We start from the raw sequence: 20,185 nt of genomic DNA, 5'->3' as shown, positions 1-20,185 counted from the left end.
CATTACTACAACCATGACCGCATCAAGCTAAGGCTTAACGGCCTGAGCCCTGTTGATTACAGGGCTCAGGCTGCTAGCTGAAACTGTCCAACTTTCTGGGGGCAGTCCAAACCTGTGGGAGCGGGCTTGCCCGCGAAGAGGCCGGACCTGCGTCAGTGCAAATCAGCCTCTGGAACAGAGGCCTGCCGGGCAATCGCCTCTGGCCGCCACTGCTTGCGGGCTACTGCCAGTACTTCAGCCGGCGTTGCCAGCAGCAACTCCGGCTCCGTTTCCTGCCCCAATGCCCGCAATGCGCGCAGCAGCAAAGGCGTCGCATGTTCCGGCTGCAGCGGCGGCGAGCGGTACGACTTGCCCAGCTTGTGCCCATCTGGCTGCACGATCAGCGGAATATGCAGGTAACGCGGCTGTGAGAACCCCAGCAGCTCTTGCAGGTAGAGCTGGCGCGGTGTGTTGTCGAGCAGGTCGGCCCCACGCACGATATCGGTAACACCTTGCCAGGCATCATCCAGCACCACTGCCAGCTGATATGCATACAGCCCGTCACGGCGCTGGATGACGAAATCACCCACCTCGCGCCCCAGGTGTTGCTGGAACTCACCCTGGACCCGGTCGGTGAACCGGTAGATCAACTCTGGCACCCGCAGACGGATCGCCGCGCCCTCGCGTGCATGCCCGGCGTTGCGGCACAAGCCTGGGTAAATGCCGTTGTGCCCTTCCAGCTGTTTGCGCGAGCAGGTGCAGGCGTAGGCCAGGCCCATGTTGAACAGGCGGTCGACCACTGCTGCATAAGCCTCATGGCGCTGGCTCTGGAACACCACCTCGCCATCCCACTCCAGGCCGTAACGCTCCAGGGTCTGCAAGATAGCGTCGCGGGCCCCGGGCATTTCCCGCGGCGGGTCGGTGTCTTCCATGCGCAGCAGCCAGCGGCCGTTGACGGCGCGGGCGTCGAGCCAGGAGGCGAGGGCGGCGACCAGCGAGCCGAAATGCAGAAAGCCGCTGGGGGTAGGGGCGAAGCGCCCGATGTAGCTGGAGTCGTTCATGGCGGTCGTGCGTCTGAAAATGAAACGGGGCGCAAGATGCGCCCCGTTTGGGTGGGAAAAGGATCAGCCTTTGCCGACTGTTTTTTCCTTTTTCTCCGCGATTTCCTTGCAGTCGAAGCACAGGTCGGCGGTTGGGCGGGCTTCGAGGCGACGCAGGCCGATCTCGATGCCGCAGGACTCACACCAGCCGTACTCTTCGTCCTGGATCTTCTGCAGGGTCTTGTCGATCTTCTTGATCAGCTTGCGCTCGCGATCGCGGTTACGCAGCTCCAGGGCGAACTCTTCTTCCTGGCTGGCACGGTCGGCCGGGTCTGGGAAGTTGGCCGCTTCGTCCTTCATGTGGGTCACGGTCTGATCCACGCTCGTCATCAACTCAAGCTTCCAGGCACCCAGAAGTTTGGTGAAATGCTTGCGCATGGGCTCCCCCATGTACTCCTCGCCCTTGCTTTCTTTATAGGGCTCTACACCGTACATGGACTGACTGGTTTTTTGCTTTTCTACGGTGGACATGAATAGACCGCCTCTCACTCATCTGATCCAATGCGCAGGATGCTCCATCTCCGGCACCCGCCGGCCCTGCGACTGCGAGCCGCCGAACTTACCAGATAGATCGGGGGTGCGCTACCCCGCCCGATCCTGCTAATGGACAGCGGCGCGAGCCACACGTTCGGTAGCGTGCAGAGGTAGAATCTCCAGTTTAGACGCAATTGAGAGAAGGTCATGGCCCACCCTTACAGTGCGCGCAGCCGCGCCATCGAACCCTTTCACGTCATGGCGTTGCTGGCGCGGGCCAACGAGCTGCAGGCGGCCGGCCATGATGTGATCCACCTGGAAATCGGCGAACCGGACTTCACCACGGCCGCGCCGATCGTCGAGGCCGGCCAGGCCGCATTGGCCGCGGGCCACACCCGCTATACCGCCGCCCGTGGCCTGCCGGCGCTGCGCGATGCGATCGCCGGCTTCTATGGGCAGCGGTACGGCGTCAATGTCGATCCTGAGCGCATTCTGATTACGCCGGGCGGTTCTGGCGCACTGTTGTTGGCCAGCAGCCTGTTGGTAGACCCAGGCAAGCACTGGTTGCTGGCTGACCCGGGCTACCCCTGCAATCGCCACTTCCTGCGCCTGGTCGAAGGCGGCGCGCAGCTGGTGCCGGTGGGGCCTGAGGTCAACTACCAACTCACCGCCGACCTGGTTGACCGCTATTGGGACAAAGACACGGTCGGGGCCCTGGTCGCCTCGCCAGCCAACCCGACCGGGACGGTACTGAACCGTGACGAGTTGGCCAGCCTGTCGCGCGCTACCCGTGAACGCCATGGCCACCTGGTGGTGGACGAGATTTACCACGGGCTGACCTACGGCATGGACGCGCCCAGCGTGCTGGAAGTGGACGATGGGGCGTTTGTCCTGAATAGTTTTTCGAAGTATTTCGGCATGACCGGCTGGCGCCTGGGATGGCTGGTCGCGCCGCCCGGCGCGGTGGCAGACCTGGAGAAGCTTGCACAGAACCTGTACATCAGCGCCCCCAGCATGGCCCAGCATGCTGCGCTGGCGTGCTTCCAGCCGCAAACCCTGGCGATTCTGGAAGAGCGACGCGCCGAGTTCGCCCGTCGCCGCGACTACCTGTTGCCAGCCCTGCGCGAGCTGGGCTTTGGCATCGCCGTCGAGCCCGAGGGGGCTTTCTACTTGTACGCCGACATCAGCGCCTTCGGCGGCGATGCCTTTGCGTTCTGCCGGCACTTCCTCGAAACCGAGCACGTGGCCTTTACCCCCGGCCTGGATTTTGGTCGCCACCTGGCGGGGCATCATGTGCGTTTTGCCTACACCCAGAGCCTGCCGCGCCTGGAACAGGCCGTGCAGCGTATCGCCCGCGGCCTACGGAGCTGGCAAGGCTGATGGCGTTTTTTCCTCCACTCGAGCAGGGGCGCCTACTGCGGCGCTACAAACGGTTTTTGGCGGACATCGAGCTGGCCAATGGCGAGCAAATGACCATCCATTGCCCGAACACTGGGTCCATGCTCAATTGCATGCGCGAAGGCGGGCAGGTGTGGTTCAGCCGCTCCAACGACCCCAAGCGCAAGCTGCCAGGCACCTGGGAGATCAGTGAAACGCCCCAGGGCCGCCTGGCCTGCGTGAACACCGGGCGCGCCAACGCATTGGTTGAAGAGGCGCTGCGTGCCGGGGTTATCAGCGAGCTGGCCGGTTTCACCGCACTCAGGCGTGAAGTGGCGTATGGCGAAGAGGGCAGCCGCATCGATTTTCGCCTGGAGTTCGACACCGGCCCGGCCTATGTCGAAGTCAAGAGCGTGACCCTGGGCTACCCCGAAACCGCCGTCGCGGCCTTCCCCGACGCTGTTACCCAGCGCGGTGCCAAGCACCTGCGTGAGCTGGCGACGTTGGCTCGCCAAGGTGTGCGTGCGGTGCAGTTGTACTGCGTGAACCTGACCGGCGTCGACGCCGTGCGCCCGGCCGAGGAAATCGACGCGGGCTACGCCCAGGCCTTGCGCGCCGCCGTGGCTGAAGGCGTGGAGGTGCTGGCGTACGGCACTTACCTGGATGCCGAACGTATCGTCATCGACCGCCCCTTACCTGTACTGCTCAACCCTTGAGCCAGATGCCCTGACTGTCTTCATGGCAGCCCAGGGCCTGCAGGCTGTCGCCCTCGCACGGCCCGGCCACGCATTCGCCGCTTTCTATCAGGAACAAAGCGCCATGATGGGCGCAGTGAATCAGGCTGGCGCTGTCATCGAGAAAGGCATCTGCAGCCCAGTTCAGTGGGATGCTGCGGTGTGGGCAGCGGTTGCGATAGAGGTACACCTGGCCCTGGCGGCGCACGCCGAACAGGTCGACGCCGTCTACGCTGAAGGCGCGGCTGTGGCCCTCGGCCAATGAGCTGGAGGTACAAAGGAAGTGCATGGCAAGGACGACTCGTGAAACACGTGATGGCTTGACGCTTCAATGCGAATAATTATCAAATTGCCCGCATTCTATGCGCCCGGCTGTCTATGGTGCGCAGTTCCGCCGCCCGCCACAAGGCGCGCGGCCCGCCTTCAGAAGGAAATCCGATGATGCGCCGTCCCGCTGCCCTGATCGTCCTGTGCGCAGGCCTTGTGCTGTCCACCCAGGCCTTGGCTGCCGAACTGCCGCAGCGATGGGTCAGCGCCGGTGGTGCGCTGAGCGAGTGGGTCACTGCGCTGGGCGGCGAATCACGCCTGGTCGGTGTCGATACCACCAGCCAGCACCCCGCATCGCTGAAGGCGCTGCCGAGCGTCGGCTATCAGCGCCAGTTGTCCGCCGAAGGCATTCTCAGCCTGCGCCCAGATGTGTTGGTGGGCACCGAAGAAATGGGCCCGCCGCCGGTGTTGGCGCAGATTCGCAAGGCGGGTGTGCGGGTAGAGTTGTTCTCCAGCAAGGCCGAACTGGATGCGGTCGATCAGAACCTCAAGCACCTGGGCCAGTTGCTGGGTGCCGAGCCACAAGCCACCGCGTTGGCGGCGGGCTATCGTCAGCAGTTGGATGCGTTGCAGGCTCAGGTCAAACACGCCCAGGCAGGCCAGAAGGCGCCCGGGGTGTTGCTGCTTGTGGGCCATGCCGGTGCCAAGCCGCTGATCGCAGGGCAAGGCACTGCCGGTGATTGGCTGCTACGCCAGGCCGGGGCGCACAACCTGGCCGAGCATCAGGGCTACAAGAACTTCTCCAATGAGGCACTGGCGGCGCTGGACCCGGATGTAGTGGTGTTCTCCGACCGTGCGTTGGCCGACGAGCAGGCGCTGCAAGCGCTGCTGAAGGAAAACCCAGCGCTGGCGGCCTCTCGCGCCGTGCTTGAACAGCGCCTGGTGTCGCTCGACCCGACGCTGCTGGTTGGCGGCCTTGGGCCACGCCTGCCAGCGACCCTGCGCTCGTTGGCCGCCACCTTCTACCCGGCAGCCAAGGGCAGTTTCGCTCAATGAGACAACGCGTTCAGCCACGCACATTGATCATCTGCCTGAGCGTGCTGTGCCTGTTGGCGGTGTGGCTGTCCCTGGCCCTGGGGCCGGTCAGCCTGCCGCTGTTCGATACCTTGCGCGCTGGGCTGCGCTTGTTGGGGCTGCCGATCGCCGGTGATGGCCTGCAGCAAGCGGAAATGATCCTCGGCCAGATTCGCCTGCCGCGCACCTTGCTGGGGCTGGCGGTGGGGGCGGTGCTGGCGCTGTCCGGCGTGGCCATGCAGGGGCTGTTCCGCAACCCGTTGGCCGACCCAGGGCTGGTAGGCGTCGCCGCCGGGGCGGCAATGGGCGCTGCAGTGGCTATTGTCGGCGGCAGTTGGTTTGGCGGAATGCCGGAGGTGCTGGCGCCTTATCTGCTGTCACTGTGCGCCTTCATTGGCGGGCTTGGGGTGACCGCGCTGGTCTATCGCCTGGGGCGGCGCGACGGCCAGACCAATGTCGCCACGATGCTGCTGGCCGGCGTGGCCATGACCGCGCTGGGCGGCGCGGCGGTGGGGCTGTTCTCCTACCTGGCCGATGACGCCACCTTGCGCACCCTGACGTTCTGGAACCTGGGCAGCCTCAACGGTGCCAGTTACGAGCGGCTGTGGCCGCTGTTGATGGTGGCTACCGGCGTGGCGCTGTGGTTGCCGCGGCGCGCCCGGGCGCTGAATGCCTTGCTGCTGGGGGAGTCGGAGGCGCGGCACCTGGGTATCGAGGTAGAGCGGCTCAAGCGCGAATTGGTGTTCTGTACCGCGCTGGGTGTCGGCGCGGCGGTGGCGGCGGCGGGGCTGATCGGCTTCATCGGGCTGGTGGTGCCGCACCTGGTGCGCTTGCTGGCAGGGCCTGATCACCGTGTGGTGTTGCCGGCCTCGCTGTTGGCGGGCGGCGTACTGATGCTGTTTGCCGACCTGGCGGCCCGGCTGGTGCTGGCGCCAGCCGAACTGCCGATCGGCATTGTCACTGCGTTTATCGGTGCGCCGTTTTTCCTGTTTCTGCTGATGCGAGGGCGCAGCTGATGTTGCAAGTCGAGGGCCTGCACCTGCGGCGGGGAAGCAACGAGGTACTCCACGACATCCACCTGCAATTGACCCCGGGGCAGGTGGTGGGCGTGCTCGGCCCCAACGGCGCGGGCAAGAGCAGCTTGCTGGGGGTGCTGTGTGGCGAGCTGGCGCCCGGCCAAGGGCATGTGACCTTGCAGGGCCGGCCGTTGGCCGATTGGGCAGGGCAGGAGCGGGCCAGGCGCCTGGCGGTGTTGCCGCAAGTGTCCAGCCTGGGCTTCTCGTTCAGGGTCGAGGAAGTGGTGGGCATGGGGCGGATGCCGCATGGCAGTGGCCAGGTGCGCGACGCCGAGATCGTCGAAGCAGCCTTGCGTGCAGCGGACGCCTGGCACCTGCAGGGGCGCAGCTACCTGGCGCTGTCGGGCGGTGAGCGGCAGCGGGTACACCTGGCGCGCGTGCTGGCCCAGCTGTGGCCAGGTGAGCAGGGGACTACGCTGTTGCTTGATGAGCCGACGTCGATGCTCGACCCACTGCATCAGCACACGACCCTGCAAGCGGTGCGGCGCTTTGCCGACCGAGGCGCTGCGGTGCTGGTGATCCTGCATGACCTGAACCTGGCGGCACGCTACTGTGACCGTATTTTGTTGCTTGAGCAGGGCCGCTGCCATGCCTTGGCCTCCCCCGACGAAGTGCTCACGCCTGGGGCATTGAAGGCGGTGTTCGGTATCGATGTGCTGGTACAGGCTCATCCGGAGCGCGGCCACCCGCTGATCATCACCCGCTAGGAGGCATTGCCGATGCGCCATCCACTGCTGTCCGGTTTATCGCTGTGCCTGGTGCTGGCGCTGGGCGGATGCCAGGCCAGCCTGCCGCCATTGCCTGGCTGGCAGAGTACTGAAGGGCGCGAACACGCGCAGTTGGGGCAAATCAAGGACCTGGCCAGCGGGCAGCTCATCAGCCCGGAACAACTGGTCACGCGCCTGGCCGCTGCCCCGCGTGTGCTGGTAGGGGAGAAGCATGACAACCCCGACCACCACGCACTGCAGTTGTGGTTGTTGCAGGCCCTGCAGGGCCGGCGCGCTCAGGGCAGCCTGTTGATGGAGATGCTGCAGCCTGAGCAGCAGCCGCTGGTCGACAAACTTGAAGCACAGCCACAGTTGCCCGCAGACGTGCCCAAGGCGTTAGCGTGGGAAGAAGGTTGGGACTGGCAGATGTACGGCCCGTTGGTCACGCAGGCCTTGCAGCACGGCATCCCGCTGCTGGCCGCCAACCTTTCACCTGGGCAAATGCGCCACGCCTACCGGCACCCGGCGTCGTTACCGGGCGCACAGTCCAATGCGCCTAGGGTCAAGGCCGCGTTGCTTGAACAGGTGCGGGCCGGGCACTGCGGCTTGCTGCCGGAAAGCCAGTTGCCGGCCATGCTTTCCGTTCAACAGCAGCGCGACCGGCAAATGGCAGGGCAGTTGCTGAAGGCGCCGCAGCCAGCCCTGCTATTGGCTGGCGCATACCACGTACGCAAGGACCTGGGTGTGCCGTTGCACTTGGCTGACCTGGGCGCGCAGGGCCGTAGCGTGGTCGTGTTGTTGGCCGAGGTCGGCGAGGAAGCCGAGGCGGGCATGGCCGATTATGTGTGGTACACGGCGGCGATGCCGGAGCAGGACTACTGCGCTCAACTGCGCAAGTAACGTTACGGGTATCGGCGTTGTCACCGCGCACGCGGTGCAAAACCGTCAGGCAAAAAAAGACCCGGCAAAGAGCCGGGTCAATAACCGTGATTAGCCTGATGAGGAGATAATCTGAGAGTCCGAACCAGGGGCTTTCAGGTTATCCAACCAGTCTCGCGACCAGTTGTGATAATCATAACGATTCTCATTTCGGAGTCAATCCCCTTCGTCGGTTTATTTCGCGTTTTTTTGCGCAGGGTTCTTCGCGTCCAACTGTTGATTGAGCGCTTCCTTGCGTTCGGTCGGCAAATCGTTCCAGTGCATGTCGAGCAAGGCGCCTTCAATCGCGTACAACAGCACTTTGGAGGCCCGGAACCCTCGCGTTTTCACAGCTTGGTACGCACCCACCGCACCGAGCCGGCGCAGATCCGACGCGCTGTGGATGCCGGCTGCATGCAACCACTGCGCAGAAGTCTTGCCAAGATTCTTCAGATGCTGCAATTCATCGTTCATCGAGCCTCCTTGCGATGGCTGAACGGGTGTTGGGGGATAAATCGCGAGCAGGTCAGAGAGGAGTGTAGCGGGGGTTGGAAAATGCGCGGCCTTTTGCCATCGGGTGCGACGATTGGGGAGAGGAGCCGCCTTTTACGGCCCTATCGCCGGCAAGCCGGCTCCCACCCGAACTATGAGCCTTCAAGTCTAGCGCCGCACCTGTGGGAGCTGGCTTGCCAGCGATGAGGCCGGAACAAGCACCACAAGACAGTTGCTCCCACAGGGACACCACTGCCCTTGAGGCCTGTGGAACTCCTGTGGGAGCCGGCTTGCCGGCGATAAGCTGCAATGCTGACCTTACAGGCCCGGCAAGCGCTGGCGGATCTGGTCGATCACCTGGTCCATGCTGGCGCTTTCCTGCGTATCGACACGGGTGGCGTGCTGCAGTTCTGTGGCATCCAGCGGCTCACGGCTGGCCTGCTGAGCCTTGACCACCTCTAGGGTAGCGTCCGACGGGTCGGTTTTTTCCGCCTGGCGCTGCGCCAGCCAGCTGGCGATCACCGCCTCCGGGGCTTGGCAGTCGAGGACCAGGAACGGCACGCCGGTCGCGCTGGCGACCTCTGCCGCCGCTTGGCGTTGAGCATGTTTCAGGTAGGTGGCATCTAGCACCACCGGGAAACCGGCGCGCAGGATGGTGCCGGCCAGATCGTGCAGGCGCTGATAGGTCGCGGCGCTGGCATCCTGGTCATAGATGCCGGCATCTTGCTGCCCAGATAGCGTTGCCTGCTGCTCGCCGAACAGGCGCTTGCGCTCCACGTCCGAACGCACACGCACGGCGCCCAGGGCTTCGACCAGGCGCATCGCCACGTGGCTCTTGCCCACCGCCGAGACGCCGTGGGTGATGGCCAGAAGACGCGAAGGGATGGCGCTGTAGCTTTCCGCCAGGTTGGCATAGTTGCGGTAGGTGCGCAGGGTGGTGGCGCGCTGCACGCCATCGGCATTGGCGGGCATGCTGAACAGGGCGACCTTGGCGCGCACCAGGGCGCGGTAGGCCTTGTAGAAGTTGAGCACTTCCAGGCCCTCGTAGTCGCCGGTCAGCTCCAAGTACTGGCTGACGAAGCGGTGCGCCAGGCACTTGAGGCCGCGGTCTTCCAGGTCCATGGCCAGGAAGCCGGTATCGGCCCAGACATCGGTCATGCGGAACGGCTCGTTGAACTCGATGCAGTCGAAGATCACCACCTTGCCGTCGATCAGGGTGGCGTTGCCCAGGTGAATGTCACCGTGGCATTCGCGGGTGAAACCGTTGGCCTTGCGCGCTTCGAACAGGCCTTTGAGGCGCTCGAAGCTGCTGCGTGCCCATGCCTGGAGGTTGTCCAGTTGCAGCAGGTCGGCCTTGTCGCTGAGGAACGGGCGGATCTGCTCGAAGTTCTGCTCGACCGGGGCCATCACGCTTTCAGGCGAGCCGTAAGGTTGCGCTGCCGGGACCTTGGGGGTCTGCAGATGGAATTCGGCGATCTGCCGGGCCATCTGGTCGATGTGCTCGGCGTTGAGCTCGCCGTTGGCTTGCAGGGTGCTGAGCATCTGCCCCTGGGGGAACTGGCGCATTTTCAGGGCGTATTCGATTGCTACACCCTCACCGCCGATTTGCGGCGCTTCGGCGCTACCGGTGATCGGCAACACGTCGAGGTACAGGCCGTCGGTCAGGCGCTGGTTCAGGCGCAATTCTTCGTTACAGAAATGCTCGCGCTGATCCAGCTGGGTGAAGTCGAGGAAGCCGAAGTTCATCGGTTTCTTGACCTTGTAGGCGTACTCGCCAGTGAGCAGGACCCAGGAGATATGCGTCTCGATGAGTTGGAACCCATCTACGGGGTGAGGGTAGAGGGCTGGGTTCTGCAACGCAGTGATAAGAGCTTGGCTCACGGGAAATCCTTCCGGGGGCAGGGAATTCGAATGCGCCATTATGGTCAATGGTGCCGTCCCTGCATACCGCCGAGGGCGCCTGCCCAGCCTTTACAAAGTGCGTATAATCCGCCGCCATGACTCGAACTCGAAACGCTCGTACCCCTCAGAAACGCCCGACTGGCCGCTCTCGCGCCTGGCTGGGCTGGGCTTTGAAGCTCAGCCTGGTCGGCCTGGTGATCCTCGCCGGCTTCGCGGTTTACCTCGATGCTGTCGTCCAAGAGAAGTTCTCTGGCAAGCGTTGGACCATCCCGGCCAAGGTATACGCCCGGCCACTGGAGCTGTTCGTCGGCCAGAAGCTGAGCAAGAACGACTTCCTCACCGAACTCGATGCCCTGGGCTATCGCCGTGAAAGCGCGGCCAATGGCCCGGGTGCGGCCGCGGTCAACGGTAATACCGTCGACCTCAATACCCGTGGCTTCCAGTTCTACGAGGGTATGGAACCCGCGCAGTTCGTCCGCGTGCGCTTCTCTGGCGATTACGTGGCGGGGCTGGCCGGTGCCAATGGCGGCAAGCTCGACGTGGTGCGCCTGGAGCCGCTGATGATCGGCGGTATCTACCCGAAGAACCTCGAGGACCGGATCCTGATCAAGATCGATCAGGTGCCACCGTACCTGCTCGAGACCCTGGTCGCGACCGAAGACCGCGATTTCTATAGCCACTTTGGCGTGTCGCCCAAGTCCATCGCCCGTGCCGTGTGGGTCAACACCTCGGCCGGCTCCATGCGCCAAGGCGGCAGTACCCTGACCCAGCAGTTGGTGAAAAACTTCTACCTCACCAGCGAACGCAGCCTCAGCCGCAAGCTGACCGAGGCCATGATGGCCGTGTTGCTGGAGCTGCATTACGACAAGCGTGAAATCCTCGAGGCCTACCTCAACGAGGTGTTCGTCGGCCAGGACGGCCAACGCGCGGTGCATGGCTTCGGCCTGGCCAGCCAGTTCTTCTTCAGCCAGCCGCTGTCGGAGCTCAAGCTGCACCAGATCGCCTTGCTGGTGGGCATGGTCAAGGGGCCGTCCTACTACAACCCGCGGCGTTATCCTGACCGCGCCCTGGCCCGCCGTAACCTGGTGCTCGACCTGCTGGCCGAGCAGGGCGTGGCGAGCAAGGACGTGATCGAGGCGGCGAAGAAGATGCCATTGGGTGTGACCAAGCGCGGCAGCCTGGCGGACAGCTCTTTCCCAGCCTTCCTCGACTTGGTCAAACGCCAGCTGCGCCAAGACTACCGCGACGAAGACTTGACCGAAGAAGGCCTGCGCATCTTCACCAGTTTCGACCCGATCCTGCAGATGAAGGCCGAAACCTCCATGAACGAGACGTTCAAGCGCCTGGCCGGGCGCAAGGGCGCTGACGAGGTCGAGTCGGCGATGGTCGTGACCAACCCGGAAACCGGCGAGGTGCAAGCGCTGATCGGCAGCCGCCAGTCGGGCTTTGCCGGCTTCAACCGCGCCATCGACGCGGTGCGGCCGATTGGCTCGCTGGTCAAGCCGGCGGTGTACCTGACCGCGCTGGAACAGCCGAGCAAGTACACCCTGACCAGCTGGGTGCAGGACGAGCCGTTCTCGGTCAAAGGCGCCAACGGCCAGATCTGGCGCCCGCAAAACTACGACCGTCGTCCGCATGGCACCATTTACCTGTATCAAGGCCTGGCCAACTCCTACAACCTGTCGACCGCCAAGCTCGGCCTGGAAGTGGGTGTGCCCAACGTGATCAAGACCATCGGTCGGCTGGGGGTGAATGTCGACTGGCCAGCCTTCCCAGCGATGCTGCTGGGGGCAGGTGGCATGTCGCCGATGCAGGTCGCGACCATGTACCAGACCATTGCCAATGGTGGCTTCAACACGCCGATGCGCGGTATCCGCAGCGTGTTGACGGCCGAGGGTGAGCCGCTCAAGCGCTACCCGTTCCAGATCCAGCAGACCTTCGACCCAGGGTCCATCTACCTGGTGCAGAACGCCATGCAGCGGGTGATGCGCGAAGGTACCGGCCGTTCGGTGTACAACGTGTTGCCGCGTTCGCTGACCCTGGCCGGCAAGACCGGTACCAGTAACGACTCGCGCGACAGCTGGTTCTCCGGCTTTAGCCAGGACCTGCTGGCCGTGGTGTGGATGGGCCGCGACGATAACGGTAAAACGCCGTTCACCGGTGCCACTGGCGCCTTGCAGGTCTGGACCAGCTTCATGAAGAAGGCCGACCCGCTGCCGCTGGACATGCCGCAACCGGACAACGTCGTGCAAGCCTGGATCGACCCGTACAGCGGCCAAGGCTCTGACGGTAGCTGTCCGGGAGCCGTGCAGATGCCGTATATTCGCGGAAGCGAACCGCCCGCCGGCGCAGCCTGTGGCGGTGAGCAGAATCCGGCAGAATCGGTCATGGACTGGGTCAAAGGCTGGATGAATTAAGCACGAGCTGCATTGATGAGGTGTGAAGTGAATAAGTGGCTGTTTCCTGCCTTGACGGCGTTGGTTGTGCTCCAGGGTTGCTCCAGCGTCCAGCGTGGCAATATCCCGGTGGTCGATTCGAGCACCCGCGTGTCCAACAGTGAACGCGTAACGGCCAACCGCTCGGCGGCTGGCATGAACAGCGGCACCTCACAAGCGCAGTCGCTGCCTGAGGATTCGGGCGTGACGGTGATGATCCCGCAGGGCGCCGGTGCCTCGAGCATCCAGACGTTCCCAGCCGGTAATGGGGCGGCGCCGATCAGCACCGCACCGATTACCCCGGGCCCGATCTCGACCGGGCCGATCACCACCAACCCGAATCCGATCGCCGACGAGCCGTTCGATATCGCCTCGATGAACAGCACGCCAAAAGCCAGCAGTGCGCCGACCGGCATCCCGCGCAGCGGTGGCGCATCTGGCGGCCTGTCGGCCGACGAGCAGCTTGATGGGCCTGTACTGGCGCTGTTGACGACTGCCCAGCAACAGCAGGTCAGTGGTGATTTCAACGGTGCCTCGTCTAGCCTGGAGCGTGCCCAGCGTATCGCCCCGCGCGAGCCGCAGGTGCTGTTCCGCCTGGCGCAGGTGCGCTTGTCCCAGGGCGATGCAGCGCAGGCCGAGCAGTTGGCTCGCCGCGCCCTGACCTACGCCAATGGCCGCCCCGACCTGCAGGCCGAACTGTGGAACACCATTGCCCAGTGCCGTGAAAAACAAGGTGACAGTGCCGGTGCGGCGCTGGCGCGGCAGAAGGCCCGAGTGAATTCCTGATGATCGAGCAACGCATTCTGGACATCGCCGACCACCTACTGCTGATCGAGCGTGAGTTGAAGGTGCAAGGTTGGTGGGACGATGAGCCGCCCAGCGATGAAGCGCTGGAAAGCACCGTGCCCTTCGCGGTCGATACGATGACCCTGGAGCAGTGGCTGCAATGGATCTTCCTGCCCCGCATGAAGATCATCATCGAGCTTGGCCACCCGCTGCCCAGTGCCTCGGGCATCCTGATGATGGCTGAAACGGTGTTCACCGATCGCCCGGAGCAGAGTCGCGAGCTACGGCGCCTGCTAGCAGAGTTCGATCAATTGATCGCTTCTGGAGCCTGATTTCTTCTCTTTTTCCTTCAAGGGCCGCAGATTGTGGCCCTTTTTTATGGAAATCTTCTTAATTCTGCTGCTGCTATCCTTTTTAGTGGTGGCAGGAATTCATCTTGAGGAAAAATTGGCAATAATTTTTCTTGACTTGTAGCCGCCAAATCACAAGAATCCAACTTCCGCTGTAGAGGGACTGCCAGAAGCAGACCCGCTAAGCAGATCATGAGGCGCACACCCGCGCCGACCTGTTACACCCCGCAACGCGTTACCTCGCGCTGGGTGGGAAAACCCCGCAACACTCTGGGGCGCTCCCAATACTTGCTCAGTCAGTGCTGACGTTCGCTCATGCTCTGCTTGGCAGTAAACCTATTAAGACCCGTCCACTAGGGACGGTATTCTGGCGTTTTAGAGGTGAACAACGTGGAGCTTTTATCTGGCGCTGAGATGGTCGTCCGCTTCTTGCGTGACGAAGGCGTTAAGCACATCTACGGGTACCCTGGCGGTGCTCTCCTTCATGTTTACGATGCCCTGTTCAAGGAACCGGAAGTCGAACACATCCTGGTTCGTCACGAACAGGCTGCAACCCATATGGCGGACGGCTACGCCCGTGCCACCGGCAAGGCCGGTGTGGTGCTGGTAACCTCCGGCCCGGGTGCGACCAATGCCATTACCGGCATTGCCACCGCCTACATGGATTCGATTCCGATGGTCATTCTGTCCGGCCAGGTGCCTAGCACCATGGTGGGTACCGATGCCTTCCAGGAAACCGACATGATTGGCATCTCGCGGCCGATCGTGAAGCACAGCTTCATGATCAAAAACGCCACCGAGATCCCAGAAGTTCTGAAAAAAGCCTTCTACCTGGCGCAATCCGGCCGTCCTGGCCCGGTCGTGGTCGACATTCCAAAAGATATGACCAACCCGGCCGAGAAGTTCGAATACGTCTACCCGAAGAAGGTCAAGCTGCGCTCCTACAGCCCGGCGGTCCGTGGCCACTCCGGCCAGATCCGCAAGGCCGCCGAGATGCTGCTGGCTGCCAAGCGCCCGATCGTTTACGCCGGCGGCGGCGTGATTCTGGGTGGCGGCTCCGAAGCCCTGACCGAAATCGCCAAGTCGCTGAACCTGCCGGTTACCAACACCCTCATGGGTCTGGGTGGCTTCCCGGGTACTGACCGTCAGTTCCTCGGCATGCTCGGCATGCACGGCAGCTTCACGGCCAACATGGCCATGCACAATGCTGACGTCATCTTTGCCGTCGGTGCGCGCTTCGATGACCGTGTGGTCAACGGCCCGGCCAAGTTCTGCCCGAATGCCAAGATCATCCACATCGACATCGACCCGGCGTCGATTTCCAAGATGATCAAGGCCGACGTGCCTATCGTTGGCCCAGTCGACAGCGTCTTGACCGAGATGCTCGGCATCCTCAAGGAAATCGGCGAGCAGCCTGACAAGGCCGCCGCAGAGGCCTGGTGGAAGCAGATCGATGAATGGCGTGGCGACGGCGACCTGTTCCCTTACAACAAGGGTGATGGCAGCGTCATCAAGCCGCAGACCGTGATCGAAACCCTGTGCGAAGTGACCAAAGGCGATGCCTTTGTTACCTCCGACGTGGGCCAGCACCAGATGTTCGCGGCGCAGTACTACCGCTTCAACAAGCCGAACCGCTGGATCAACTCCGGTGGCCTGGGCACCATGGGCTTCGGTTTCCCGGCGGCGATGGGCGTCAAGCTCAACTTCCCGGACCAGGACGTGGCGTGCGTGACCGGCGAAGGCAGTATCCAGATGAACATCCAGGAACTGTCCACCTGCATGCAGTACGGCCTGCCGGTGAAAATCGTCAACCTGAACAACGGTGTGCTGGGCATGGTCCGCCAGTGGCAGGACATGGCGTACAACGGCCGTCACTCGCACTCTTATGTCGAGTCGCTGCCTGACTTCATCAAGCTGGCCGAGGCCTATGGTCATGTGGGTATCCGCATCACCAGCCTGAAAGACCTCAAGCCGAAGCTGGAAGAGGCATTCGCGATGAAAGACCGTCTGGTGTTCATCGACATCGCGGTTGACCGTACCGAGCACGTCTATCCGATGCAGATCAAGGATGGCTCGATGCGTGACATGTGGCTGAGCAAGACGGAGCGTACCTGATATGCGGCACATCATTTCCTTGCTGCTGGAAAACGAACCCGGTGCCTTGTCTCGCGTCGTTGGCCTGTTCTCCCAGCGTAACTACAACATTGAAAGCCTGACCGTGGCGCCGACCGAAGACCCGACCTTGTCGCGTCTGACGCTGACCACCGTTGGCCATGACGAAGTGATCGAACAGATCACCAAGAACCTGAACAAGCTTGTCGAAGTGGTAAAGCTTGTCGACCTGTCGGAAAGTGCTCACATCGAGCGTGAACTGATGCTGGTCAAGGTCAAGGCCACCGGAGCCCAGCGGGCCGAGATCAAGCGCACCACGGACATTTTCCGTGGCCAGATCGTCGATGTGACCGCCAGTGTGTACACCGTGCAACTGAGCGGCACCAGCGACAAACTGGACAGCTTCATCCAAGCCATCGGCACCGCATCGATTCTCGAAACCGTGCGCAGTGGCGTCACCGGCATTGCCCGTGGCGACAAAGTGCTCAGCATCTAAATTCAAAAATTAGCGATGGCTCCGCAGGGGCCGAGATATAACCAGGGGTATTTTCATGAAAGTTTTCTACGATAAAGACTGCGACCTTTCCATCATCCAGGGTAAGAAAGTCGCCATCATCGGTTACGGTTCCCAAGGCCACGCCCAGGCGTGCAACCTGAAAGACTCCGGTGTAGACGTTACCGTCGGTCTGCGTAAAGGCTCGGCCACCGTTGCCAAGGCAGAAGCCCACGGCCTGAAAGTGGCCGACGTGGCTACCGCTGTCGCTGCTGCCGACCTGGTCATGATCCTGACTCCGGACGAGTTCCAAGGCGCTCTGTACAAGAACGAGATCGAGCCGAACATCAAGAAAGGCGCAACCCTGGCCTTCTCCCACGGCTTCTCGATCCACTACAACCAAGTCGTGCCACGTGCCGACCTCGACGTGATCATGATCGCGCCGAAAGCCCCGGGCCACACCGTGCGCTCCGAGTTCGTCAAAGGCGGCGGCATCCCTGACCTGATCGCTATCTACCAGGACGCTTCGGGCAACGCCAAAAACGTTGCGCTGTCCTACGCCGCAGGCGTGGGTGGCGGCCGTACCGGCATCATCGAAACCACCTTCAAGGACGAGACTGAAACCGACCTGTTCGGCGAGCAGGCTGTTCTGTGCGGCGGTACCGTCGAGCTGGTCAAAGCCGGTTTCGAAACCCTGGTTGAAGCGGGCTACGCGCCAGAAATGGCCTACTTCGAGTGCCTGCACGAGCTGAAGTTGATCGTTGACCTCATGTACGAAGGCGGTATCGCCAACATGAACTACTCGATCTCCAACAACGCCGAGTATGGTGAGTACGTCACCGGCCCAGAAGTCATCAACGAAGAATCCCGCAAGGCCATGCGCAACGCTCTGAAGCGCATCCAGGACGGCGAGTACGCGAAGATGTTCATCTCCGAAGGTGCTACCAACTACCCATCGATGACCGCCAAGCGTCGTAACAACGCTGCCCACGGCATTGAAATCATCGGCGAGCAACTGCGTTCGATGATGCCTTGGATCTCGGCGAACAAGATCGTCGACAAAGCCAAGAACTAAGTTTCTTGCAACATGAAAAACGCGGCTTCGGCCGCGTTTTTTCGTTTAGGCAGCCGGCATCTGGTATAAAGCAGACCAGTGGCCTGCCGTCAGAACCTGTTTCGCAGGCCCGTGTCGAACATATTCCACCCTGTTGCAAGGTACCCTACATGAGCGAACGTCCCGAAGAGCCGAACAAGCCCTCCGACGCCGAAAGCCTGCTACCTGTCGATGAGCACATTGAAGAGGGCCATGACGCCGAAGGGCGCAAGGTCCGGCATCGCGGCATCTATCTGCTTCCTAACCTGTTCACCACCGCCAACCTGTTCGCCGGCTTCTACTCCATCATCAACTCGATGAGCGCGCAGAGCGCGTTGAGTGCTGGCGACCCGCGCGAGGCAAGCAAGTACTTCGCCTTTGCCGCCATCGCCATCTTCGTCGCCATGGTGCTCGATGGCCTGGATGGCCGTGTGGCTCGCATGACCAATACCCAAAGCGCCTTCGGGGCCGAGTACGACTCGCTGTCGGACATGGTCGCCTTTGGTGTTGCCCCGGCGTTGCTGGCCTTTGGCTGGGCGTTGGGTGACATGGGCAAGGTCGGCTGGATGGTTGCCTTCATCTATGTGGCGGGCGCTGCCTTGCGCCTGGCGCGCTTCAACACCCAGGTGGGCACCGCCGACAAGCGTTACTTCATCGGCCTGGCCAGCCCGGCGGCGGCTGGTGTGGTTGCGGGCACCGTGTGGGCCTTCAGTGACTACGGTATCCAGGGCTCCAAGCTGTCGTTCCTGGTGGCGCTGCTGGTGGCGGCGGCTGGCATGTTGATGGTCAGCAACATCAAGTACAACAGCTTCAAGGAGCTCGACCTCAAAGGGCGTGTGCCGTTCGTGGCCATCCTGGCGGTGGTCCTGGTGTTCGCGGTGGTATTCAGCGACCCGCCCCGCATCCTGCTGCTGATCTTCCTTGCCTACGCGGCTTCGGGGCCGATCCAGTTCTTGCTGCGGTCTCGCCGTCGCAAGTCGTGACAATGATTTAATGATGGAATAACCCTCCGGCTCCATAGTCTTACTGGTACATCCGTTATCCAGTGCTATGGAGCCGTCCATGCTCATCAAGCTTCCCAGGTCATCCGAATGCAAGGCGTCGGAGATCACGCCCGAAGGTCTCTATCTTTCTCGTCGCACCGTGCTCGGTGGCTCGCTGGCGGGCCTTGCCCTGGGCGCGCTACCGAGCCTGGGGCATGCCGCCGAGGCCAGCCGCTACGCCGATGTCGAGGCGGGTGCTGCACCCGCCTGGTTCAGTGAAAAGCTTGCGGCGACGCAATGGCAGGCGGTAACGGTCAAGGATGAGGCGATTACGCCCTTCAAGGACGCGACCCACTACAACAACTTCTATGAGTTCGGGCCCGACAAGGGGGACCCGGCTGCCAATGGCGGCAGCTTGCAGACTGAGCCTTGGTCTGTAGTGATCGATGGCGAGGTCGGCAAACCCGGGCGCTATGCCCTGGAAGACTTCGTTAAACCTTATCAGCTCGAAGAGCGCATCTACCGGCTGCGCTGTGTCGAGGCGTGGTCGATGGTCATCCCCTGGCTTGGCTTCCCGCTGGCGCAAGTACTCAAGCAAGTGGAGCCGACATCCAACGCGCGCTACGTGCGCTTCGAAACATTGAAAGACCCACAGCATATGCCAGGGCAACGCTCAGGCTTCGCCTTGATCGACTGGCCCTATAGAGAAGGGCTGCGCTTAGATGAGGCCATGCACCCGTTGGCGATTCTGGCGGTGGGTATGTATGGCCGCGAGCTGGCCAACCAGAATGGCGCGCCGTTGCGCTTGGTGGTGCCATGGAAGTACGGGTTCAAGAGCATCAAGTCGATCGTGCGGATCAGTCTGGTGGCCGAGCGCCCGCAAACAACCTGGGAGGGGCTGGCGCCAGATGAGTATGGCTTCTATGCCAACGTGAACCCCGAGGTCGATCACCCGCGCTGGACCCAAGCGCGTGAGCGGCGCCTGCCAAGTGGCCTGTTCAGCCCCAACGTACGCCCAACGCAAATGTTCAACGGCTACGCCGACGAAGTGGCGTCGCTGTATGCCGGCCTCGACCTGCGGAAGAACTATTGATGCGCTATCCCTGGTTGCGCCTGGCCATCTTTATAGTGGGGTGTGTGCTGCCACTCTGGTGGTTGTATGAAGCTGCGATGAACCTGCTGGGGCCGGACCCAGGGAAGATCCTGATGGACCGGCTGGGGTTGGGTGCGCTTACATTCCTGCTGGTGACCTTGAGCATGACGCCGCTGCAGCGGCTGACAGGGTGGTCGGGCTGGATCGTCGTGCGCCGCCAGCTAGGGTTGTGGTGTTTTGCCTACATCGTGCTGCACATCCTCTGTTACCTGTTCTTCATTCTAGGGCTGGACTGGGGGCAGTTTGCTGTCGAGCTGCGCAAGCGGCCCTACATTATTGTGGGGGTGCTTGGCTTCCTCGGGTTGTTGGCGCTGGCGGTAACCTCCAACCGGTATAGCCAGCGCCGGCTGGGTGCGCGGTGGAAGAAGCTGCATAAGCTGGTGTATGTGATTCTCGGCTTGGGGCTGCTGCATTTCCTGTGGATCGTGCGCTCGGACCTGCGTGAGTGGGCTATCTATGCCGGCATTGGTGCCGTGTTGATGGCGCTGCGTATTCCTGCAGTCGCACGGCGTGTTCCTCGGGTGATCAGCAAGCGGGGGAGGGTGGTTTGAAACATTGTTGAAATAAAGGGTTGACGGGGTTTCGAATCCCCTTATAATGCGCCCCACTTCCAGCGTGATTGGAACGAGAAACTCCTTGAGTATCAACGAGTTAATCGATTCAGGCAGTGTTGTAAGGGC

The 20,185-nt window shown here is 62.4% G+C and carries 21 protein-coding genes; 16 read left to right on the top strand and 5 right to left on the bottom strand.

Annotation, left to right across the window (positions count from 1 at the left end):
* Positions 1–81, top strand: an 81-nt coding sequence (locus HU750_RS26555) for an IS3 family transposase (RefSeq protein ID WP_186679064.1), incomplete at its 5' end; no start/stop codon positions are given.
* Between the two features lie 71 nt (positions 82–152).
* Here the strand turns inward: HU750_RS26555 and gluQRS are convergent.
* Entirely contained in the window at positions 153–1,040 is an 888-nt protein-coding gene (gluQRS, locus tag HU750_RS26550; RefSeq protein WP_027595007.1) for a tRNA glutamyl-Q(34) synthetase GluQRS, read from the bottom strand.
* Positions 1,041–1,103: 63 nt separating this feature from the next.
* Complete coding sequence (gene dksA, locus HU750_RS26545) at positions 1,104–1,550, bottom strand: RNA polymerase-binding protein DksA (protein ID WP_027595006.1); 447 nt, start codon at positions 1,548–1,550, stop codon at positions 1,104–1,106.
* Positions 1,551–1,760: 210 nt separating this feature from the next.
* Here dksA and HU750_RS26540 point away from each other — a divergent pair, with 210 nt between their 5' ends.
* On the top strand, positions 1,761–2,933 hold the full coding sequence (locus tag HU750_RS26540) for a pyridoxal phosphate-dependent aminotransferase (RefSeq protein ID WP_186683307.1): 1,173 nt from the start codon (positions 1,761–1,763) through the stop codon (positions 2,931–2,933).
* Complete coding sequence (gene sfsA, locus HU750_RS26535) at positions 2,933–3,646, top strand: DNA/RNA nuclease SfsA (protein WP_186683306.1); 714 nt, start codon at positions 2,933–2,935, stop codon at positions 3,644–3,646. The genes HU750_RS26540 and sfsA overlap by 1 nt, the downstream gene beginning before the upstream one ends.
* Here the strand turns inward: sfsA and HU750_RS26530 are convergent.
* Entirely contained in the window at positions 3,636–3,953 is a 318-nt protein-coding gene (locus HU750_RS26530; RefSeq protein WP_186683304.1) for a Rieske (2Fe-2S) protein, read from the bottom strand. The genes sfsA and HU750_RS26530 overlap by 11 nt on opposite strands.
* A 149-nt stretch (positions 3,954–4,102) precedes the next feature.
* Between HU750_RS26530 and HU750_RS26525 the strand changes: the two genes are divergently transcribed.
* From HU750_RS26525 to HU750_RS26510, 4 genes are read left to right on the top strand one after another with little or no spacing between them, the layout of a single operon-like run.
* Positions 4,103–4,987 carry a heme/hemin ABC transporter substrate-binding protein gene (locus tag HU750_RS26525; protein WP_186683302.1) on the top strand — a complete coding sequence of 295 codons (885 nt, stop codon included), beginning with the start codon at positions 4,103–4,105 and terminating at the stop codon, positions 4,985–4,987.
* Positions 4,988–5,037: 50 nt separating this feature from the next.
* Entirely contained in the window at positions 5,038–6,021 is a 984-nt protein-coding gene (locus HU750_RS26520; protein ID WP_172960433.1) for a FecCD family ABC transporter permease, read from the top strand.
* The gene (locus tag HU750_RS26515; RefSeq protein ID WP_186683300.1) at positions 6,021–6,788 is read left to right on the top strand and encodes a heme ABC transporter ATP-binding protein; all 768 of its coding nucleotides are present in this window, start codon (positions 6,021–6,023) and stop codon (positions 6,786–6,788) included. Before HU750_RS26520 ends, HU750_RS26515 begins: the two co-directional genes overlap by 1 nt.
* A gap of 12 nt (positions 6,789–6,800) precedes the next feature.
* Entirely contained in the window at positions 6,801–7,688 is an 888-nt protein-coding gene (locus HU750_RS26510) for a ChaN family lipoprotein (protein WP_186683298.1), read from the top strand.
* 213 nt (positions 7,689–7,901) lie between these two features.
* Here the strand turns inward: HU750_RS26510 and HU750_RS26505 are convergent, their stop codons facing one another.
* Both HU750_RS26505 and HU750_RS26500 read right to left on the bottom strand, forming a co-directional pair.
* Entirely contained in the window at positions 7,902–8,180 is a 279-nt protein-coding gene (locus HU750_RS26505; RefSeq protein WP_027594998.1) for a TfoX/Sxy family protein, read from the bottom strand.
* Between the two features lie 336 nt (positions 8,181–8,516).
* Complete coding sequence (locus tag HU750_RS26500; protein ID WP_027594997.1) at positions 8,517–10,079, bottom strand: bifunctional aminoglycoside phosphotransferase/ATP-binding protein; 1,563 nt, start codon at positions 10,077–10,079, stop codon at positions 8,517–8,519.
* A gap of 116 nt (positions 10,080–10,195) precedes the next feature.
* Between HU750_RS26500 and mrcB the strand changes: the two genes are divergently transcribed.
* From mrcB to msrQ, 9 genes are all read left to right on the top strand, one after another.
* Positions 10,196–12,517 (top strand): penicillin-binding protein 1B, encoded by a 2,322-nt coding sequence (mrcB, locus tag HU750_RS26495; protein ID WP_027594996.1) that lies wholly within the window; start codon positions 10,196–10,198, stop codon positions 12,515–12,517.
* Positions 12,518–12,532: 15 nt separating this feature from the next.
* The gene (locus HU750_RS26490; RefSeq protein ID WP_186683295.1) at positions 12,533–13,321 is read left to right on the top strand and encodes a tetratricopeptide repeat protein; all 789 of its coding nucleotides are present in this window, start codon (positions 12,533–12,535) and stop codon (positions 13,319–13,321) included.
* A complete protein-coding gene (locus tag HU750_RS26485) occupies positions 13,321–13,653 on the top strand; it encodes a YqcC family protein (protein ID WP_186683293.1) in 333 nt (110 codons plus the stop codon). Before HU750_RS26490 ends, HU750_RS26485 begins: the two co-directional genes overlap by 1 nt.
* 408 nt (positions 13,654–14,061) lie before the next feature.
* Positions 14,062–15,786: an acetolactate synthase 3 large subunit gene (locus HU750_RS26480; RefSeq protein ID WP_027594993.1), complete on the top strand. Its 1,725-nt coding sequence runs from the start codon at positions 14,062–14,064 to the stop codon at positions 15,784–15,786.
* A gap of 1 nt (position 15,787) precedes the next feature.
* Entirely contained in the window at positions 15,788–16,279 is a 492-nt protein-coding gene (gene ilvN / locus HU750_RS26475) for an acetolactate synthase small subunit (protein ID WP_003250040.1), read from the top strand.
* 55 nt (positions 16,280–16,334) lie between these two features.
* Positions 16,335–17,351, top strand: a complete 1,017-nt coding sequence (gene ilvC, locus HU750_RS26470) for a ketol-acid reductoisomerase (RefSeq protein ID WP_027594992.1) — start codon at positions 16,335–16,337, stop codon at positions 17,349–17,351.
* Positions 17,352–17,500: 149 nt separating this feature from the next.
* Positions 17,501–18,352 (top strand): CDP-diacylglycerol--serine O-phosphatidyltransferase, encoded by an 852-nt coding sequence (gene pssA, locus HU750_RS26465; RefSeq protein ID WP_027594991.1) that lies wholly within the window; start codon positions 17,501–17,503, stop codon positions 18,350–18,352.
* 79 nt (positions 18,353–18,431) lie between these two features.
* On the top strand, positions 18,432–19,445 hold the full coding sequence (msrP, locus tag HU750_RS26460) for a protein-methionine-sulfoxide reductase catalytic subunit MsrP (protein ID WP_186683291.1): 1,014 nt from the start codon (positions 18,432–18,434) through the stop codon (positions 19,443–19,445).
* The gene (gene msrQ, locus HU750_RS26455; protein ID WP_186683289.1) at positions 19,445–20,056 is read left to right on the top strand and encodes a protein-methionine-sulfoxide reductase heme-binding subunit MsrQ; all 612 of its coding nucleotides are present in this window, start codon (positions 19,445–19,447) and stop codon (positions 20,054–20,056) included. The genes msrP and msrQ overlap by 1 nt, the downstream gene beginning before the upstream one ends.
* Positions 20,057–20,185 lie beyond the last annotated feature (129 nt).

This window comes from Pseudomonas sp. SWRI50, from assembly GCF_014269095.1.
Taxonomy (GTDB): domain Bacteria; phylum Pseudomonadota; class Gammaproteobacteria; order Pseudomonadales; family Pseudomonadaceae; genus Aquipseudomonas; species Aquipseudomonas kermanshahensis.
This window is presented reverse-complemented; position numbering and strand designations above follow the sequence as displayed.

Bases quoted from the DNA above. Each gene is read 5' to 3' on its own strand.
- gluQRS (WP_027595007.1), bottom strand. From the start codon at position 1,040: ATGAACGACTCCAGCTACATCGGGCGCTTCGCCCCTACCCCCAGCGGC.
- dksA (WP_027595006.1), bottom strand. From the start codon at position 1,550: ATGTCCACCGTAGAAAAGCAAAAAACCAGTCAGTCCATGTACGGTGTA.
- HU750_RS26540 (WP_186683307.1), top strand. From the start codon at position 1,761: ATGGCCCACCCTTACAGTGCGCGCAGCCGCGCCATCGAACCCTTTCAC.
- sfsA (WP_186683306.1), top strand. From the start codon at position 2,933: ATGGCGTTTTTTCCTCCACTCGAGCAGGGGCGCCTACTGCGGCGCTAC.
- HU750_RS26530 (WP_186683304.1), bottom strand. From the start codon at position 3,953: ATGCACTTCCTTTGTACCTCCAGCTCATTGGCCGAGGGCCACAGCCGC.
- HU750_RS26525 (WP_186683302.1), top strand. From the start codon at position 4,103: ATGATGCGCCGTCCCGCTGCCCTGATCGTCCTGTGCGCAGGCCTTGTG.
- HU750_RS26515 (WP_186683300.1), top strand. From the start codon at position 6,021: ATGTTGCAAGTCGAGGGCCTGCACCTGCGGCGGGGAAGCAACGAGGTA.
- HU750_RS26510 (WP_186683298.1), top strand. From the start codon at position 6,801: ATGCGCCATCCACTGCTGTCCGGTTTATCGCTGTGCCTGGTGCTGGCG.
- HU750_RS26505 (WP_027594998.1), bottom strand. From the start codon at position 8,180: ATGAACGATGAATTGCAGCATCTGAAGAATCTTGGCAAGACTTCTGCG.
- mrcB (WP_027594996.1), top strand. From the start codon at position 10,196: ATGACTCGAACTCGAAACGCTCGTACCCCTCAGAAACGCCCGACTGGC.
- HU750_RS26490 (WP_186683295.1), top strand. From the start codon at position 12,533: ATGAGGTGTGAAGTGAATAAGTGGCTGTTTCCTGCCTTGACGGCGTTG.
- HU750_RS26485 (WP_186683293.1), top strand. From the start codon at position 13,321: ATGATCGAGCAACGCATTCTGGACATCGCCGACCACCTACTGCTGATC.
- ilvN (WP_003250040.1), top strand. From the start codon at position 15,788: ATGCGGCACATCATTTCCTTGCTGCTGGAAAACGAACCCGGTGCCTTG.
- ilvC (WP_027594992.1), top strand. From the start codon at position 16,335: ATGAAAGTTTTCTACGATAAAGACTGCGACCTTTCCATCATCCAGGGT.
- pssA (WP_027594991.1), top strand. From the start codon at position 17,501: ATGAGCGAACGTCCCGAAGAGCCGAACAAGCCCTCCGACGCCGAAAGC.
- msrP (WP_186683291.1), top strand. From the start codon at position 18,432: ATGCTCATCAAGCTTCCCAGGTCATCCGAATGCAAGGCGTCGGAGATC.
- msrQ (WP_186683289.1), top strand. From the start codon at position 19,445: ATGCGCTATCCCTGGTTGCGCCTGGCCATCTTTATAGTGGGGTGTGTG.